This is a genomic window from Caballeronia sp. NK8 (assembly GCF_018408855.1).
Lineage (GTDB): Bacteria > Pseudomonadota > Gammaproteobacteria > Burkholderiales > Burkholderiaceae > Caballeronia.
The window spans coordinates 252,500-269,427 of the sequence record NZ_AP024327.1 but is presented as its reverse complement, the minus strand read 5'-3'; the positions used below and the strand labels follow the sequence as shown (position 1 = coordinate 269,427).

The window sequence follows — 16,928 nt, the reverse complement described above, 5'->3', positions numbered from 1 at the left end:
TATCGGCGTGCGGCGTGTCGCCCAATCCCTCGGGCGACATTGAGTCTATGTTTCGAAGGCAATGGGACGCGACGACGCGATCACGTCGCCGGCGCGAATCGCATCGACGGTCGGCGTGCCGCATAGCACCATCGCGCGTTTCGCTTCGTCGAGCAGGATATCGACGGCGCGCAGCGCGCCTTCATCGCCGCCCACGGCCGCGCCGAACAGCGCGGGCCGCCCGATCGCCACGGCATGCGCGCCGAGCGCCACCGCCTTGACGATATCCACGCCGCGCCGCACGCCCGAATCGATGATCAGCTCCACGCCGGAACCGAGCGCGCGACGCACCGCATGCAGTGATTCGAGACTCGACTGTGCGCCGTCGAGCTGACGCCCGCCGTGATTCGAAATCCAGAGCGCGTCGATGCCGAGCGATGCGAGCCGCGCCGCATCGGCGGGGTGCTGCACGCCTTTGACGACGATGTGCTTGCCCCATTGATCGCGCAGACGTGCGAGATCGTCAAAGGAAAACGCGGCGTCGAGCATCGTGCCGACTTTATGCGCGATCGTGAGTCCCGCGCCTTCGCCGGAATCGAGGTCGCGCACATTCTCGAATTGCGGCGAACCGTTGCGCGCGTAGCGCATCGTCCAGCGGGGATGACACAGCGCGTCGGCGACATGCGACGCTCGCAGCTTCAACGGAATCGCGATGCCGTTGCGCAGATCGCGCTCGCGCTTGCCGCCGACAGCCAGATCGACCGTGACGACGAGCGCCTCGAAGTCCGCGCCGCGCACGCGCTCGATCAGCTTGCGCATGAAGTCGCGGTCCTTCAGCGTATAGAGCTGGAACCACAAACGGCCATCGACATGGCGCGCGATGGTTTCGAGCGCGGTCGTGGACATCGTCGATTGCACGTAGGGAATGCCGCGTGCAGCGGCGGCTTTCGCGATCGACAGATCCGCGCCGGGACGCGCAAGCGTGCAAGAACCCATCGGCGCGATCAGCAATGGCGCATTGCTTCGTATGCCTAATATTGAGGTCGAAAGATCGGGCGCGGAGACATCGTTGAGCACGCGCGGCACCAGCGCGACGCGCTCGAACGCCGCGCGATTCGCCGCGAGCGTGATGTCGTCTTCCGCGCCGCCGTCGATGAACTCGAACACGAAGCGCGGCAACGCGCGACGCGCAAGCTCGCGCAGATCGGCGATCGACAGCGCGCGATCGAGCGAGAGCGTCATGCGTCGCGTACTTTGCCGGTGCGTGCGAGCCGCGTGGCGAGCGTCGAGAGCGCGTCGTAGGCTTCGCGCGATACCGTGTCCCATTCGCCGATCGCCTGCGATTGCGCTTCGACCACCGCGCGGTCGCCACGCGCGGCGGGGCCGGTCAGCGCATCCTTTGGCCCGAGCGCGACAATGTTCGCTGCCGCGTTGCGCGACAACGTATGCATCATGTCTTCGATGAGCGGTTGCGGAATGCCCGCGGCCTGCCACATCTCGACGGACATCGCCGCGAGTATCGGCAGAAAGTTCGACGCGACGACCGCCGCCGCGTGATACAGCGCCTTGCTGCCCGGTTCGATATCGAAGCAGCGCGCGCCGATGGCCGCGAGAATCTCGCTCCACGCGGCACGCGCGGCGCGGTCGCCTTCGAGTCCGACCGGCGTGCCTTCGAACTGGAACACGGCCGTGCCGGGATTGGCGAAGCTCAGCATCGGATGCGCGCTCGCGACGTTCCAGCCGATCGCGCGCAAGGGCGCGAGCGTATCGGTATCGAGCGCGCCGCTGCAATGCACGGCAATCGATGGCGCGTCGTCCTTGCGATGCCGCGCGAGCGTCTGCGCCACGTCCGCGATACGCATGTCGGGCACGGACAGCAGCCAGATATCGGCCGGTTGCATCGCCGCGATATCGTCGAGCGCGCGGCCCGCGCCGATGAAATCGACCGCATCACGCGCATGGGCGATATCGCTGTCGCATACATCGCCGATAGCGAGCACGCGATTCGCGACGATCAGATTGCCGAGCGTCGCACCGACGCGCCCCGCGCCGATGATGTTGAGCGTCGCCATCAGCCGTGCCTGATCGCGATGGTCTTCAGGCTCGTGAAGCCATACAGCGCTTCGAAGCCCTTCTCGCGTCCATGCCCGCTCGCCTTCACGCCGCCGAACGGCAACTCGACGCCGCCGCCCGCGCCGTAGTTGTTCACGAAGACCTGACCCGCCTGCAGCTTGCGCGCGAGACGCAGGCCGCGCGAACCATCGCGCGTCCACACGCCCGCGACGAGGCCGTAATTCGTGCCGTTGGCGAGCTTCACCGCTTCGGCTTCGTCATCGAAAGGCATCACCGCGAGCACCGGCCCGAACACTTCTTCCTGCGCGATGCGGCTTTGCGGCGGCACGTCGCGGAACAGGACCGCTTCGTGGAAGAAGCCGTTGCGCGACGCTTCCACCGCGATCTTCCCGCGCGCCGCCACGCGAATGCCTTCGCCTTCCGCCTGCTCGACCATGCTGCGCACGCGCGCCTGCTGCTTCGCGTTGACGAGCGGTCCCGTATCGAGGTCCATCGCGGGCGGGCCGGAGCGCAGCGCTTCGAAACGTTGCGTCAGACGCTCGATCACGGTTTCGTAGATGCCGCGCTGAACCAGCAGACGGCTGCCCGCCGAACAAGTCTGTCCGGCGTTCTGAATGATGGCGTTGAGAATGACGGGCAAGGCTTCGTCGAGATCGGCATCGTCGAATACGAGTTGCGGCGACTTGCCGCCGAGTTCGAGCACGCTCGGGCAATGGCGTTCCGCCGCCGTGCGTCCGACCAGCGCGCCCGTCGCGGTCGAGCCGGTAAACGAGATATGGCCGATGCCTTCGTTCGCCGACAACGCCGCGCCCGCCTCGCTGCCCAGACCCGTGACGACGTTGATCGCGCCCGCCGGAAAGCCGATATCGGCGGCGATTTCCGCGAGGCGCAGGATCGACAGGCTCGCGTCCTCGGCGGGCTTCACGACGCAGGCATTGCCCGCTGCGAGCGATGCGCCGACGCTGCGCCCGTAAATCTGCATCGGGTAATTCCACGGAATGATGTGCCCCGTCACGCCGATCGGCTCGCGCACCGTCAGCACGGTGAAGCCGGTCGTATAGGGCAGCGTCTCGCCATGCAGCTTGTCGACGCAACCCGCGTAGTACTGTAGATAGCGCGCGAGCACGGCGGCATCGGTGCGCGCGGTCTTGAGCGCCTTGCCGGTGTCGCGCGCTTCGAGTTGCGCGAGTTCGTCGGCGTTCTCCAGCACCGCGGCGGCATACGCGAACAGCAGGTTTGCGCGCTCGACCGGCGAGAGCTTCGCCCACGGGCCGTCGAGCGCTTCGCCCATCGCGTTGCGCGCGGCGCTCACCGCGACATCGATATCAGCGGCATTGCCGCGCGCGATCGCCGCGAACGGTTCGCCCGTGCTCGGGTCGATGACATCGAGCGACTCTCCGTTATCGCCCGCGCGCCAGGCGTTCCCGATGAAGTGACGATATTCCATGCTTACTCCGTGATCAGTGCGTGTTCCGTGACGGCCGCGGCGATCGCCGTGCCGACTTCGATGGTGTTCGCCGTGCCGCCCATGTCCGGCGTGCGCGGGCCGCTTTCGAGCACGCTTTCGATGGCTGCGACGATGGTCTTCGCCGCCGCTTCGTAGCGCGCCTCGCCACGGCCGAGATGCTGCAGCATCAGCGCCGCCGACCAGATCTGCCCGATCGGATTGGCGATGCCCTTGCCCGCGATATCCGGCGCCGAGCCGTGCACCGGCTCGAAGAGCGACGGAAAGCGCCGCTCCGGATTCAGGTTCGCCGAAGGCGCGATGCCGATGGTACCGGTGCATGCGGGACCGAGGTCCGAAAGAATGTCGCCGAAGAGATTGGACGCGACCACGACATCGAAACGGTCCGGATGCTGCACGAAATGCGCGCACAGAATGTCGATGTGAAACTTGCGCGTCTCGATGTCCGGATAACGCTTTGCGGCTTCCGCGAGCCGTTCGTCCCAGTACGGCATGGTGATCGAGATGCCGTTCGATTTGGTCGCGGCGGTCAGCTGCTTCCTCGGGCGGCTCTGCGCGAGCTGGAACGCGAAGTCGAGAATGCGGTCGACGCCCGTGCGCGTGAACACCGACTGTTGCGTCGCGAACTCGCGCTCGGTGCCTTCGAACATGCGTCCACCGACCGACGAATATTCGCCTTCGGTGTTCTCGCGCACGACCAGAAAGTCGATGTCGCCGGGCTTGCGGTGCGCGAGTGGCGACGGCACGCCGGGCATCAGGCGCACCGGGCGCAGGTTCACGTACTGATCGAAGTCGCGGCGAATCCTGATGATCGATTCCCACACGGCCGTGTGGTCCGGCACGACGTCGGGCGTGCCGACCGCGCCGAAGAAGATCGCATCGTGCTTGCCGATCTGCCTGTCCCAGTCGGCGGGCATCATCGTGCCGTGCTGCACGTAGTGCTCGGTGCACCATGATGCGAATTCGTCGAAATCGAGCGCGATGTCGTAGCGCGCGGCGGCGGCCTTCAGCACGCGCAGGCCTTCGACCATGACTTCCTTGCCGATGCCGTCGCCCGGAATGACGGCGATGTGATGCGTTGTTGCCATTGCGCTGTGTCTCCTGTTATTCGACGTGGACTGCCCGTCATACAGGAGGGAAATCTAGCCGACGCGTTGGCGCGGCGGAAGTGCGAATCCGGGAACAGGAGTCTTCGAATATCCGCAAGGGGTTCAGCCGGCGGAGCGTTCGCCGCCCGGCGCGACGAGCGATGCGGGCGCGAAGGCGCTCAGAAAATCGAATAGCTTGCGCGCGGGCAAGGGCGCCGCGCCGGCGCGAATCCCGACCGACATCACGCGCTCGGCCCACGGATTGGTCAGGCGGATGAAGCGCAGATGCATCGGCTCCCGAAAGAGCCGCACCGCGCCTTCGGGCAACACGCCGATGCCCTGCCCGGCCGCGATCAGCCTGCACATCGCCTCGAAGCTTTGCACCTGCACGCGAAAGCGGATGGTGCGCCCCGCGAGCGCGGCTTCCTTGACGAGCATGCGGGTGACTTCGGCTTTATCGTCGAGCCCGACGATATCGTGTTCGAGCAGCGCCGCGAACTCGATCTGCTCGCCCTGCAACACGTGATCTTCCGGCACGACGACGCTGATGCGATCCGCGCAATACGGCGCGAGGCGAATGCCCTCCATGCCGACCTGCGAAGTCACCACGCCGACATCCGCGCGCCCCTCGCGCAACGCCTGAAGAATGTCCATGCTGCGCAATTCGCTGATATGCAGCTTGATGTCCTGATAGCGCTGCGAGAACGCGCGCAGATGATCGGGCAAGTCCTGACTGATCGCGGAGATATTGGCGAAAATGCGTACGCGGCCAACCGAGCCTTTCGTGTAATCGGAGAGTTCGCTGTAGATGGCATCGGTCTTGAGCAGCAGTTCGGTGGCATGACGCGCGAGCGCCTCGCCCGCTGGCGTGGGCTCGACGCCCGCCGACGTGCGGTTCAGCAAGCCGACGCGGAAGTGATGTTCGAGCAGCGCGATGCGCCGGCTCGCCGTCGACAGCGACATATGCGATTGCTGCGCCGCCTTGGAAAGACTGCCCATTTCGACTGCGCGCAGAAAAAGAGCCAGCGACGTGAGATCGAACAAAACCGGACGCTCCGTAAAAGATCATGCCGCGCAGTATGGCATCCGGGCGCGATCGGCGCGTCGCGGCGGGATACTGGAAAACCCTGACGTCGCGACGCGCGTGTTCGAACTATTCGAAAGCCCGCTTCAGCGATTTCGCATATCTCTCGCGCTCAGCAGCCGCTACATTTCCTCTGTCCCGCCGCGTCCTGCGCGAGTCGGTACGCAAAAAACATATACGGAGACAGACGTGGAAATCGATGCGACCAGCATGCCCCAAGGCGCGGCATCGCCCGCCCCGTCACACGACGCCGCGACGGAGGACCGGATCTTCCGCCGCCTGGCGTTGCAGATCCTGCCGATTCTGATGTTCGCGTACATCACGTCGTATATCGACCGCGTGAACGTGAGCTTCGCCAAGCTGCAGATGGCGCAGCAACTCGGCTTTTCCGATGCCGTATTCGGCTTCGGCGCGGGCATCTTCTTTCTCGGCTATGTGGTTTTCGAAGTGCCGAGCAACATGATCCTGCAACGCGTCGGCGCGCGCAGATGGATCACGCGCATCATTCTGTCGTGGGGCATCGTCTCCGGCTTGACGGCCTTCGTCTCCACGCCGATGCAGTTCTACGTGATGCGCTGCCTGCTCGGCGTCGCGGAGGCGGGTTTCATTCCGGCGATCGTCTTTTATATCGGCCAGTCGTTTCCGCGCAACCGGCGCGCGCGCATCCTCAGCATGTTCTATGCGGCGCTCGCGCTCGCGGGTCTGATCGGCTCGCCGTTGACCGGCTTCATCATGCAGTACTTCGACGGCCTCATGCAGTTGCCCGGCTGGAAGTGGATCTTCATCGTCGAGGCGTTGCCCGCGTTTCTCGCGGCGGTCTACACCTGGAGAGGACTTGACGACGACGTCACGAAAAGCCCGCGCTACAGCGAAGCAGATCGCGCGTTCCTGTCCCGCGTGCTCGCCGAGGATCGCGCGGTGACGGCCGAATCGAATCACAAGGGCCTCTTTTCGAGCGCGCTCGTGTGGGCGTTCTGCCTGATCTATTTTCTCGATGTGTTCGGCATCTACGGCTACACCTTCTGGGCCCCGACGATGATCAAGTCGATGGGCATCTCCGGCGACTTCGCGATCGGCGCGCTCGCGGCGCTGCCCAACGCGGTCGCGGTCATCGTGATGGTGATGTTCGGCCGCAGCGCGGACCGGCGCGGCGAGCGGCGCTTGCACGTCGCGGCGCTGCTGCTGATGGGCGCGGTCGGCTTGTCGCTGTCCGTGCTCTGGCATGACAATCTGTGGCTCGGCATGATCGCGCTGTGCATCGCCAATGCGGGATTGCTGTCGTTTCCGCCGCTCTTCTGGAGCATGCCGACGGCCGTGCTCGGCCAGGCCGCGGCGGCGGTCGGCATCGCATGGATCAGCGCGTTCGGCAATCTCGGCGGCTTCTTCGGCCCATACGTGGTCGGCTTTCTGAAGCAGGCGTCGGGCGGCATGACGCTGCCGATCTTCTCGATGGTCGGCTGCCTCGCGCTCGGCATCGTTCTGACGATGTTGCTGCCGAAGCGGCTCGTGAACCGCTGAGCCTTTCTTGAACCAATACGACGACACGAAGAGACACAGCATGAAGCAGCGAATCGGCATGATCGGTATCGGACTGATGGGGCACGGCATCGCACGCAATGTGATGAAGCATGGTTATCCGCTGACGGTGGTCGAGCATCCCGGCAATCAGCCGCTCGACGAACTGCGTGCGGGCGGCGTGAAGACCGTCACGAATGGCGAGGCGCTTGCGCGTGAATCGGACATCGTCATTCTGTGCGTGACGGGCTCGCCGGAAGTCGAAGCGGTATTGACCGCGCCCGATGGCGTGCTCGCGGGGTTGCAGCCTGGAACCATCGTGATCGACTGCTCGACGGCCGTGCCCGCATCGACTGCGCGCATGGCGGCGCTCGTCGAGGAAGCGGGCGGACTTTTCGTCGATGCGCCGATGACGCGTACCGCAAAGGAGGCGCATGAAGGGCGGCTGAATCTGCTGGTCGGCGCTTCAGCCGAATTGTTCGCGCGCATCGAGCCGTTGTTGCGCACGTATGCGGAAAACGTGACGCTCGTCGGCGGCCTCGGCGCGGGACACAGCATGAAGCTGCTGCACAACTTCGTGTCGCTCGGGACGATCGCGCTGATCTCCGAGGCGGCCGCGTGCGCGAAGCGCGCGGGCGTCGATGCGCAGACTTTCGTCGACGTGCTCGCGAAAGGCGGTGGCGGCGGCGCGGCGCTGGAGCGGCTAAGGCCTGCGCTCGTGGACGGCGATCCGTCGGGCATGCCGTTTCATATGTCGAACGCCCTGAAGGATCTCGGCTATTACGTGACGATGGCCGGTGATACCGATGCGGTCGATGCGATCGCTAGCGCCGTGCGAGGGATCTATGCGGATGCGGTCGAGCGAGGGGGGGCACATCGGACGTTGCTGGAGTTGGCGCAGTTGCTGGGGTCTTGAAGCGCAATGGCGCGGTACGTCGAATCTATCGCATAGGCGAGGCACCGCGCTAACCGGATGGCCGCTGTTCGCCAAACGCGGCGCTCGAATGTCCGTGTGACTCCGCCCTCCGAGCTCATCTGGCGTCGCTCTGCATCATGTGTCCGGAAAGACGCGCTCGAGTCCGCTCCCGACGGCCGAGCCACTGCGCAATCTCCCCGACGATCCCGCGCCGGAACAGCAGCACGCAGGCGACGAACATCACCCCGGTCACGATGCCGACCGATTCACCCAGCCCCTGAAACCACGCGATGCGCGTGAATTCCGCGAGCCACGTGCCGAACGCGGCGAGCCTCGTTTCGAGCCCGACGACGATCACCGCGCCGAGCGCCGGACCCAGCCGCGTGCCGAGACCGCCCAGCAGGGTCATGAGGATCACGGTGCCCGACATGGTCCAGTGCACGTCGGACAGCGTGGCGAAGCCGAGCACGAGCGTCTTCATCGCGCCCGCGAGACCCGCACATGCAGCCGATATGACGAACGCCAGCAGCTTGAAACGATCGACGTCGTAGCCGAGCGACATCGTGCGCGCCTCGTTCTCCTTCAGCGCGCCGAGGATCCGGCCAAACGGCGAGTCGATCACGCGGCCGATGAACGCGAACGCCATCGCACCGATGGCGAGCACGACGTAGTAGAGCGTCAGGTCGTCGTCGAGCGGAAGCACGCCGAACAGGCGCCCGCGCGGCACACCCTGCATGCCGTCCTCGCCGCCCGTGAACGGCGCCTGAACGCAGAAGAAATAGATCATCTGCGCGAGCGCGAGCGTGGCCATCGCGAAGTAGATGCCCTTGCGCCGAATCGCAAGCAGACCCATCACCAGGCCGAGCGCGGCCCCGACGACCGCACCGAGCAGCAACGCGCCTTCGGGCGGCACGCCGTGATCGCGCAATGCGTTGCCCGCGACGTAGGCCGCGACGCCGAAGAACGCCGCATGACCGAACGACAGCAGGCCGACATAGCCGAGCAGCAGGTTCAGCGACGTGGCGAACAACGCGAAGCACATGAGCTTCATCATGAAGACCGGATAGGCGCCGAGCCATGGCGCGACGGCGAGAACGGCCAAGCCGACGACGAATGCGAAGCGGTTATGCATGAGACACCTCATTTCGATTGACCGAACAGCCCGGCGGGACGCACGAGCAGAACCAGCGCCATGACGGCGAACACCACCGTCGCCGACGCCTCTGGATAGAACAGCTTCGTCAGGCTTTCGAGGACGCCGAGCGCGAGACTCGTCAGCACCGATCCGGCGATCGAGCCCATCCCGCCGATCACGACGATCGCGAACACGGTGATGATCACGCTCTGTCCCATCAGCGGCGACACCTGCATGACTGGCGCCGCGAGCACGCCCGCGAACGCGGCGATGGCGACGCCGAAGCCGTAGCTCAGCGAGACCATGCGCGGCACGTCGACGCCGAACGCAGCGACGAGACGCGGATTCTCGGTCGCCGCGCGCAGCAGCGCGCCGAGTTGCGTGCGCTCGATCGCCCACCACGCCGTCCCGCATACGGCGAGCGATGCGACGACGACCCATGCGCGATACGCGGGAAGCATCATGAAGCCGAGATCGACGGCGCGCGCCAGACTGTCGGGCGCGGCGTACGACATACCCGAGACGCCGTAGACGGAACGCGACAGTCCCTCGAAGATCAGTGTTACGCCGAGCGTGAGCAACAGCCCGTAAAGATGATCGAGCTTGTAAAGACGCCGCAGCATCGAACGCTCGACCGCCACGCCGACCGCGCCCACCGACAGCGGCGCGATGACGAGCATCAGCCAGTAATCTAAGCCGAAATAGTTCGTGCCCATCCATGCGAACAGCGCGCCCAGCATGAAGAACGCGCCGTGCGTGAAATTGATCACATTCAAGAGGCCGAAGATGAGAGACAGGCCGAGACTCAGCACGGCATAGAAGCAACCGTTCATCAGTCCGAGCACGAGTTGGCCCGATGCCGCCTGAAGCGGCATACCCAGGATTTCCATGACGTTTTCGCTCCGGTCAGATATTGAGCAGCGCTTGCAGCGTGGCCGTTTTTTCGGGAAGACGCGCCGCCTCGAAGGCATCGACGATGCGTCCGTGCTCCATCACGTAGAAGCGATCGGCGAGCGGCGCAGCAAAGCGAAAGTTTTGCTCGACGAGCAGAATCGTGAAGCCCCGCGACTTCAGCAGCCTGATGACGCGCGCGAGCGTCTGCACGATCACCGGCGCGAGCCCTTCGGAGATTTCATCGAGCAGAAGGATGTCGGCGCCGGTGCGCAGAATGCGCGCGATCGCGAGCATCTGCTGCTCACCGCCCGACAGACGCGTGCCCTGGCTTGTGCGACGCTCGGCCAGATTCGGGAACATCGCATAGATTTCTTCGAGCGGCATCGGCGTGCGCTTGACATTCGGCAGACGCGGCGGCAGCAACAGATTCTCCTCGCACGACAGTCCTGCGAAGATGCCCCTCTCCTCCGGGCAATAGCCGACGCCGAGGCGCGCGACGTGCTGCGGCTCGCGGCCGATCGTCTCGCGGCCATCGATACGGATCGAGCCGCTACGAAGATCGGTCAAGCCCATGATCGCCTTCAGCGTCGTGCTCCGGCCCGAGCCGTTGCGTCCCAGCAGCGTGACCACTTCCCCGCGTGCCGCACGCAGGTCCACGCCATGCAGGATGTGCGATTCGCCGTACCACGCTTCGAGGCCCGTGACACGCAACGCGTCCTCGCACGTCACGGTGTCGATGCCGCCATCATCCGACGCTTCAATGTGCGAGCGATTCATTTTCGGTCCCCATGTACGCTTCCTTCACTTGCGGGTTCGCGGAGACGGCGGCGTAATCGCCTTCCGCCAGAATCTCGCCGCGCTGAAGCACCGTGATCGTGTCCGCGATGCTCGAGACCATCTTCATGTTGTGCTCGACCATCAGGATCGTCCTTCCGCTCGATACCTTCTTGATGAGCGCAGTCACGCGATCGACGTCCTCGTGTCCCATGCCCTGCGTCGGCTCGTCGAGCAGCATCAGCACGGGATCCATCGCGAGTGTCGTGGCGATTTCGAGTGCGCGCTTATGGCCGTATGACAACTCGACGGTCTTCACATCCGCGTATGCGGCGAGGCCGACCTCGCCGAGCAGATCGAGTGCGCGTTCCCGCAGGCGCGTCAGCATCACGCTGCTCTTCCAGAAACGAAACGACACGCCGAGCGGCCGCTGCAAAGCGATGGTCACGTTCTCGACGGGCGTCAGATGAGGAAACACAGCCGAGATCTGGAACGAGCGGATCACGCCTTTGCGGGCGATCGCCGCGGGCGCCGCGCGCGTGATCTCGCGGCCGTCGAAAAAGATCTGGCCCGAAGTCGGCGTCAGGAACTTCGTCAGCAGGTTGAAGCACGTGGTCTTGCCCGCGCCGTTCGGCCCGATCAGCGCGTGTATCGCGCCTCGCCGCACGCGAAGATCGATGCCCTTGACGGCCGTGAAGCCGTTGAACTGCCTGGTTAAACCCTTCGTCTCCAGAATCATGTCTGCATGCGTCATCGCGCTCTCCTCAGCCCATAACCGGCAGCGTCTCTATCGCATATGCGTGCCGCAGCGTGCGCCCGAGCACCGGGTCTTCGAGCACGGTCTCGAAGCGCTGCGCCGAGCGAATCCCGCCGATCGCGGCAAGCGTCCCGCAGAGCATCGCGGTTCCATCGGCGAACTCGCCGCCGCGTTGCGCGAACTGGTCGAGCAGGTCCTGCGGCGAGCGCATCGCGGTCACCTTGCCGTCCTGATAGAGCACGCGCTCGCCGTCGATCGTCGCGTACGAACGCAGCAGCAACGCGTCCCAGTGATCCGCCACGTCGCTCAGGCGCCAGAGCGTGCCTGAGCACGGCTTGTCGCACATCTGCTTCGACACCGTGATGCCATAAGCCTCGACCTGCCGATCCGTGTGATCCGAAGCAACGCCGACAAACACTTCGCCGCCGTCCTTCAGCAGCACGAATTCCGCTTCGCCGCTGCTCTGCTCGCCCGAGACCTGCATCGTCGATGCCGGCCCGAGGCGATCGGCCGCCACGCGATAAAACACCGGCGTATAGGCGGGCCGTTTGATGCCCAGTTCTTCGAGTTCGCGAATGTGCTTCTCCATCGCTTCGGTGTCGCGTCCGGTCCAGCCCGCGATGACGAGCGTGTCGATTGAAATGGCGCGCTCGAGACTGCCGTCGCGCGTTTCGATGTTGAATGTGATGGCTTTCATCATTGGCTCCGTTTATTTCGATGCAGCGACTTTGCCGCCGACCAGCGGGCATCGGCTCGCGCCGAGCGGCGCGTAAGCGTCCTGCGCCGAAATGGTCTGCCTGATTGCGTAGTAATCCCAAGGCTTCTTCGATTGCTCCGGGCTCTTGACCTCGGCGATGTACATGTCGTGCACCATCAGCCCATCCGCGCGGATCACGCCGTTGGTCGCGAAGAAGTCGTTGACGGGCGTCTTGCGCATCTGCGCGAGCACGGCGTCGGAGGCATCGGTGCCGCTCGCCTGCACGGCCTTCAGGTAATGCAACGTCGATGAATAGACGCCCGCCTGGATGAAGGTCGGCATGCGGCCTGTCTTCGCGTAGAAGCGCTGCGACCATGCGCGGCTCGCATCGTCGCGGTCCCAGTAGAACGGCGTCGTCAGCATCATGCCCTGCGCGGACTTGAGGCCGAGACTGTGAACATCGCTGATGAACATCTGCAGGCCCGCGATCTTCTGCTTGCCCGGCGCGTTGATGCCGAATTCACGCGCGGTCTTGATCGCGTTGACGGTATCGGCGCCCGCGTTGGCGAGGCCGATCACCTTCGCGTGCGAGGCCTGCGCCTGCAGCAGATTCGATGACAGGTCCGCGGCATGCATCGGATGCTTCGACTCGCCGAGCACCTTGCCGCCCGTCGCGTTCAACGCCGCCGCGGAATCGCTCTTCAGCGAAGCGCCAAGCGCATAGTCGACGGTCAGGAAGTACCACGAGTCATCGCCGGCGCGCGCCATCGCCTTGACGAGGCTCGTGGTCAGCGCGTAGGTGTCATACGAATACTGGATCGTGTATGGCGAACACGCCTCGTTGCTGAGCTTCGTCGTGCCCGCGCCGCTTGCGATCGCGATCCTGTGTTTCTCCTTCGCCACGTTCGACACCGCAAGCGCGACGGACGACGGCAACAGGTCCTGCACCATGTCGACCTGCTGATTATCGAACCATTCCCGCGCGACGGTCGCGGCGACATCGGTCTTGTTCTGGTGATCCGCGCTGATCACCTTGACCGGCGCGCCGAGCACCTTGCCGCCGAAATCGTCGACGGCCATCTGCGCCGCCACGACCGAGCCTTTGCCGCCGATATCGGAAAAGATCGACGACATATCGGTGAGCACGCCGATCTTCACCACGCCGTCGCTGATGCCGGCCGCGTTCGCCGTCATCGCGACGGCGGCGCACGCCGCGGTGCACGCGAGTTGTCTGTACATGGAAGTCTCCTGATATATATTCTTGAAGCACGCCGCGTCATTGCGGACGCACGACTGCCTCGACACCGATACCCATCGCGAGCAACTGGTGATCGCTCATGTGCCTGCCCATCAACATCAGTCCCACAGGCGCGTCCCCATCCGCGTGACACGGAATCGACAGCGCGCACAGATCGAGCATGTTGGCGATCGACGGATTGCGCAGCAGCAAGCGGTTCGTCGACGTGTACGCGGGTTCCTCGTCGAGGTCCGCGATGCGCGGCGCGACTATCGGCACCGTCGGGCAGACGATGGCGTCGAAGGGACGCAACTCATCGTCGGCCTGACGGCATAGCTGCGCACGCAACGTCCGATTGCGCAGGTATTCGGCCGTGCTGTGCTCGCTACCGAGCCGGATGCGGGCGATCACGCGCGGGTCGTACGCGTCGGCATGACGCTTGATCAGTCCGACGTGCCACGCCCATGCTTCGGCCGCGACGAGGCCGCCATGCTGGCCGATCGCCGCGAGGTGCTGCCAGCTGTCGAACGAGACTTCGCGCACGATCGCACCCGCCGCCGTCAGACGTGCAATCGCGCGCTCGAACGTGGCGGCGACGTGTGCGTCCAGGTCATTGAGCACGATGTCCTTCGGTATCGCGAGCCGCAGACCGCTCAGCGGCAGCGGCAGGATCTCGGCGGGTTCCGTATGGCCCGCCATGATCGAATCGAGCGCGGCGCAGCACGCGACGCTGGGCGCCATGGACCCGATCGAGTCATAGCTCGACGACAACGGCACCGCGCCTGCGAGCGGGATGCGCGCGGCTGTCGGCTTGAAGCCCGCGAGGCCGCACAACGCGGCAGGAATTCGGCACGAGCCGCCCGTATCCGAGCCGATCGCGGCAGCGGCCATGCCATCGGTTACCGACACCGCCGCGCCCGACGACGAACCGCCGGGAATCCGCCCGGCGCGCCGGTCGAACGGATTCGCGGGCGTCCCGTAATGCGGATTGATGCCGAGGCCCGAGTACGCGAACTCGGTCATGTTGGTGCGCCCGACGAACACCGCGCCCGCCGCACGCAATCTGCCGATCGCGACGGCGTCGCGCGTGGCGGCCCGTTCGGGAAGGACCCGGCTGCCGGCGCGCGTGATTTCGCCCTGCACGTCGAACAGATCCTTCACCGAAATTGGAATGCCCGAGAGCGGACCCGCGACACCATGGCGACGCAGTGCATCGCTCGCCTTCGCCTGGACTGGTGCCGCGGCACTCGCGCCGTGCGGAAAGACGCGCTTTCCTTCGCCCGACTCATCGCCGATTCGTTCGATGCACGACGCGAGAAGCGACGCGGCATCGATACGGCCATCGACGAGTTGGGCACGCAATGAATCGAGAGCGGGCAACATGATCAGGCCGGATCGTAGTAGTGCACTTCGAGCAGCACGCAGCCGCCGTTCGACCTGAACGGGCCATGCCACGCGCCCGGCGGACGCACCGCGTACGTGTAGCCTTCGAAGGGCTTGCCGCCCTCGCCTCTCTCGTCATTGCCGACCGTCAGATCGCCCTCGACGAGAAATACTTCCTCCCAGTAGTCGTGGACGAACGGCTTTGTCGTGTACATCCCGGCGGGAAGGCGCAGCAATCGCGTGCGGCTGCCGCGCTTGTTGTCGGTGTCGAGCGCGCCGGAAAGGATCAGCTCCTGTGCGCCGGAACCGGGCGCATAACCTTCCGGCAACTGCCAGCCGTCGGCCATGTCGAGTCCGTGGAACTCATTGTGAAGTTTGTTGATTGCCATGTGGTTCTCCTGTGGGGGAAGCGTTGATTGCGTTGAGTCGTTCTCAGGCGGCCTGGCGCGTCTTCGCCAGTTCCGAATCGAGCGAATAGCTGGACAACATGGCGTCGACGAGACCGGTGGCACGGCGCCAGTCGTAGCTGCGATACGCATGACCCTTGGTCACGAAGGACGCGCCCGCATAGAACAACTCGTATTGGTTGTGACGCGAGGCGAACTCCGAGCCGACCGCGTCCCACGCGAGCTTGAAGAACTTCACGCGTTCCTCCGCGCTGCAGATGGGCGACTTCTGCGTCTTCTCGATGATGCGTGCGAGGTCCGGGTTCTCGAAGTCGTGCACGCTCGACGGCAGCATGATCATTCCGCCGCCCGCGAGTTCGCGCAGCGTGGTGAGGATCTTCGAATAGAGCTGCTGCGTAAGCACTTGCGAGCTGTACAGCATGTTTCGATCGGGCACGTAATAACCGTTGACGACACTCCCTTTCGCTTCCATGCCGTATACATACGCCTCGACCATCGACGCTTCCGATGCGAGCTGCCCCAGCGTCTCGCGCACTTGCGGAAACGCATTCGTGCCGTTGATTTCCGAAATCCTGAGACCGAGCCCGACGAGAAAGCGCAGCTTCGTCATCAGGCGCACCTGACATTGATAGTTCTGGTAGACGTGCGCGGGCGTCACATGAAACTGCTTTGCGCACATCGAGACATTGCCGGCGACGAAGATCCGCTCCCACGGCACCTTGACGTCGTCGAAGTACAGCACAGCGTCGTTCTCGTCATAGCGGCTCGACAGCGGGTTGTCGAAAACCGATTGCGCGTGTTCCTCGTACGACTTGCGCGACATCACCTTCATGCCCTTCGCGTTCATCGGAATCGCGAACGACAGCGCATACATCTCGTCGCCTTCACGCAGCGGCTGAATGCAACTGCAGAAGACTTCGTTCGCCATGATGCCGCTCGTCGCGAGCATCTTCGCGCCTCGCACCGTGATGCCTTCCGCGTCCTGATCGACGATACCCACCGCGAGATATTTGTCCTCCTGCTCATGCGCCGACTTCGACTGATTCGCCTGCGGATTGACGATCACGTAGGTCAGGAAGAGATCGTTGTCGCGGGCATACTTGTAGTAGTCGCGCAGCGCTCCGGCACGTGCCGGGTCGTATTGCTCGAACAGATCGATGCCCATGACCATGCCCGAGATGCACGACGCGACGTGATCCGGCGAGCGGCCCATGAATCCGAAGTGCAGTTCCGTCCACGCTTCGAGCGCGGAGCGGCGCTCGACCAGTTGCTCATACGACGTCGGCAGTTCCCAGATACGGCTCACGCGATTGCCCGAATCCGGCGAAACGAAAGTCATCTTCTCGACGTTCTCCGGGCGCGCCTGATAGTCGTAAAGGCTCGCATAGCTGCGAATTGAATTGCGGAATGCGGGGTGCGCGGTGACATCGCCGACTGCCTTGCCGTCGAGATAAACCTGACGTCCGTCGCGCAATGACGCGATGTGTTGAGTGCCGTTCTTGATCATGGTGTTCTCCAGGATGA

The 16,928-nt window shown here is 64.5% G+C and carries 16 protein-coding genes; 2 read left to right on the top strand and 14 right to left on the bottom strand.

Features of this window, described 5'->3' with window-relative positions:
- Window positions 1-45 precede the first annotated feature (45 nt).
- The 5 genes from NK8_RS38885 to NK8_RS38865 form a co-directional block, all read right to left on the bottom strand.
- The gene (locus NK8_RS38885) at window positions 46-1,221 is read right to left on the bottom strand and encodes an alpha-hydroxy acid oxidase (RefSeq protein ID WP_213234459.1); all 1,176 of its coding nucleotides are present in this window, start codon (window positions 1,219-1,221) and stop codon (window positions 46-48) included.
- Complete coding sequence (locus tag NK8_RS38880; protein ID WP_213234458.1) at window positions 1,218-2,051, bottom strand: Rossmann-like and DUF2520 domain-containing protein; 834 nt, start codon at window positions 2,049-2,051, stop codon at window positions 1,218-1,220. The genes NK8_RS38885 and NK8_RS38880 overlap by 4 nt, the downstream gene beginning before the upstream one ends.
- Entirely contained in the window at window positions 2,051-3,499 is a 1,449-nt protein-coding gene (locus NK8_RS38875) for an aldehyde dehydrogenase family protein (RefSeq protein WP_162069547.1), read from the bottom strand. The genes NK8_RS38880 and NK8_RS38875 overlap by 1 nt, the downstream gene beginning before the upstream one ends.
- A 2-nt stretch (window positions 3,500-3,501) precedes the next feature.
- Entirely contained in the window at window positions 3,502-4,605 is a 1,104-nt protein-coding gene (locus NK8_RS38870; RefSeq protein ID WP_213234457.1) for a tartrate dehydrogenase, read from the bottom strand.
- Between the two features lie 123 nt (window positions 4,606-4,728).
- Window positions 4,729-5,649 carry a LysR family transcriptional regulator gene (locus tag NK8_RS38865; RefSeq protein WP_061178007.1) on the bottom strand — a complete coding sequence of 307 codons (921 nt, stop codon included), beginning with the start codon at window positions 5,647-5,649 and terminating at the stop codon, window positions 4,729-4,731.
- Window positions 5,650-5,878: 229 nt separating this feature from the next.
- Between NK8_RS38865 and NK8_RS38860 the strand changes: the two genes are divergently transcribed.
- Window positions 5,879-7,207, top strand: a complete 1,329-nt coding sequence (locus tag NK8_RS38860) for an MFS transporter (RefSeq protein ID WP_162069545.1) — start codon at window positions 5,879-5,881, stop codon at window positions 7,205-7,207.
- Between the two features lie 40 nt (window positions 7,208-7,247).
- Window positions 7,248-8,120 carry an NAD(P)-dependent oxidoreductase gene (locus NK8_RS38855; RefSeq protein ID WP_213234456.1) on the top strand — a complete coding sequence of 291 codons (873 nt, stop codon included), beginning with the start codon at window positions 7,248-7,250 and terminating at the stop codon, window positions 8,118-8,120.
- A 115-nt stretch (window positions 8,121-8,235) separates the two neighbouring features.
- On the opposite strand, the gene NK8_RS38850 is transcribed toward NK8_RS38855, so the two are convergent.
- The 9 genes from NK8_RS38850 to NK8_RS38810 are packed head-to-tail and all read right to left on the bottom strand — an operon-like array spanning window position 8,236 to window position 16,911.
- Window positions 8,236-9,252, bottom strand: a complete 1,017-nt coding sequence (locus NK8_RS38850; RefSeq protein ID WP_213234455.1) for a branched-chain amino acid ABC transporter permease — start codon at window positions 9,250-9,252, stop codon at window positions 8,236-8,238.
- Between the two features lie 8 nt (window positions 9,253-9,260).
- Window positions 9,261-10,145: a branched-chain amino acid ABC transporter permease gene (locus NK8_RS38845; protein WP_213234454.1), complete on the bottom strand. Its 885-nt coding sequence runs from the start codon at window positions 10,143-10,145 to the stop codon at window positions 9,261-9,263.
- 16 nt (window positions 10,146-10,161) lie between these two features.
- Window positions 10,162-10,926, bottom strand: a complete 765-nt coding sequence (locus NK8_RS38840; protein WP_213234453.1) for an ABC transporter ATP-binding protein — start codon at window positions 10,924-10,926, stop codon at window positions 10,162-10,164.
- Window positions 10,907-11,677 carry an ABC transporter ATP-binding protein gene (locus NK8_RS38835; RefSeq protein ID WP_213234452.1) on the bottom strand — a complete coding sequence of 257 codons (771 nt, stop codon included), beginning with the start codon at window positions 11,675-11,677 and terminating at the stop codon, window positions 10,907-10,909. The genes NK8_RS38840 and NK8_RS38835 overlap by 20 nt, the downstream gene beginning before the upstream one ends.
- Window positions 11,678-11,687: 10 nt before the next feature.
- Window positions 11,688-12,377 (bottom strand): DUF2848 domain-containing protein, encoded by a 690-nt coding sequence (locus NK8_RS38830; protein ID WP_162069725.1) that lies wholly within the window; start codon window positions 12,375-12,377, stop codon window positions 11,688-11,690.
- A 12-nt stretch (window positions 12,378-12,389) separates the two neighbouring features.
- Complete coding sequence (locus NK8_RS38825; protein ID WP_162069539.1) at window positions 12,390-13,616, bottom strand: ABC transporter substrate-binding protein; 1,227 nt, start codon at window positions 13,614-13,616, stop codon at window positions 12,390-12,392.
- Window positions 13,617-13,653: 37 nt separating this feature from the next.
- Window positions 13,654-14,997, bottom strand: a complete 1,344-nt coding sequence (locus NK8_RS38820) for an amidase (protein ID WP_213234451.1) — start codon at window positions 14,995-14,997, stop codon at window positions 13,654-13,656.
- A 2-nt stretch (window positions 14,998-14,999) separates the two neighbouring features.
- Window positions 15,000-15,386, bottom strand: a complete 387-nt coding sequence (locus tag NK8_RS38815; RefSeq protein WP_213234450.1) for a cupin — start codon at window positions 15,384-15,386, stop codon at window positions 15,000-15,002.
- Window positions 15,387-15,429: 43 nt separating this feature from the next.
- The gene (locus NK8_RS38810; protein ID WP_213234449.1) at window positions 15,430-16,911 is read right to left on the bottom strand and encodes a 4-hydroxyphenylacetate 3-hydroxylase family protein; all 1,482 of its coding nucleotides are present in this window, start codon (window positions 16,909-16,911) and stop codon (window positions 15,430-15,432) included.
- Window positions 16,912-16,928 lie beyond the last annotated feature (17 nt).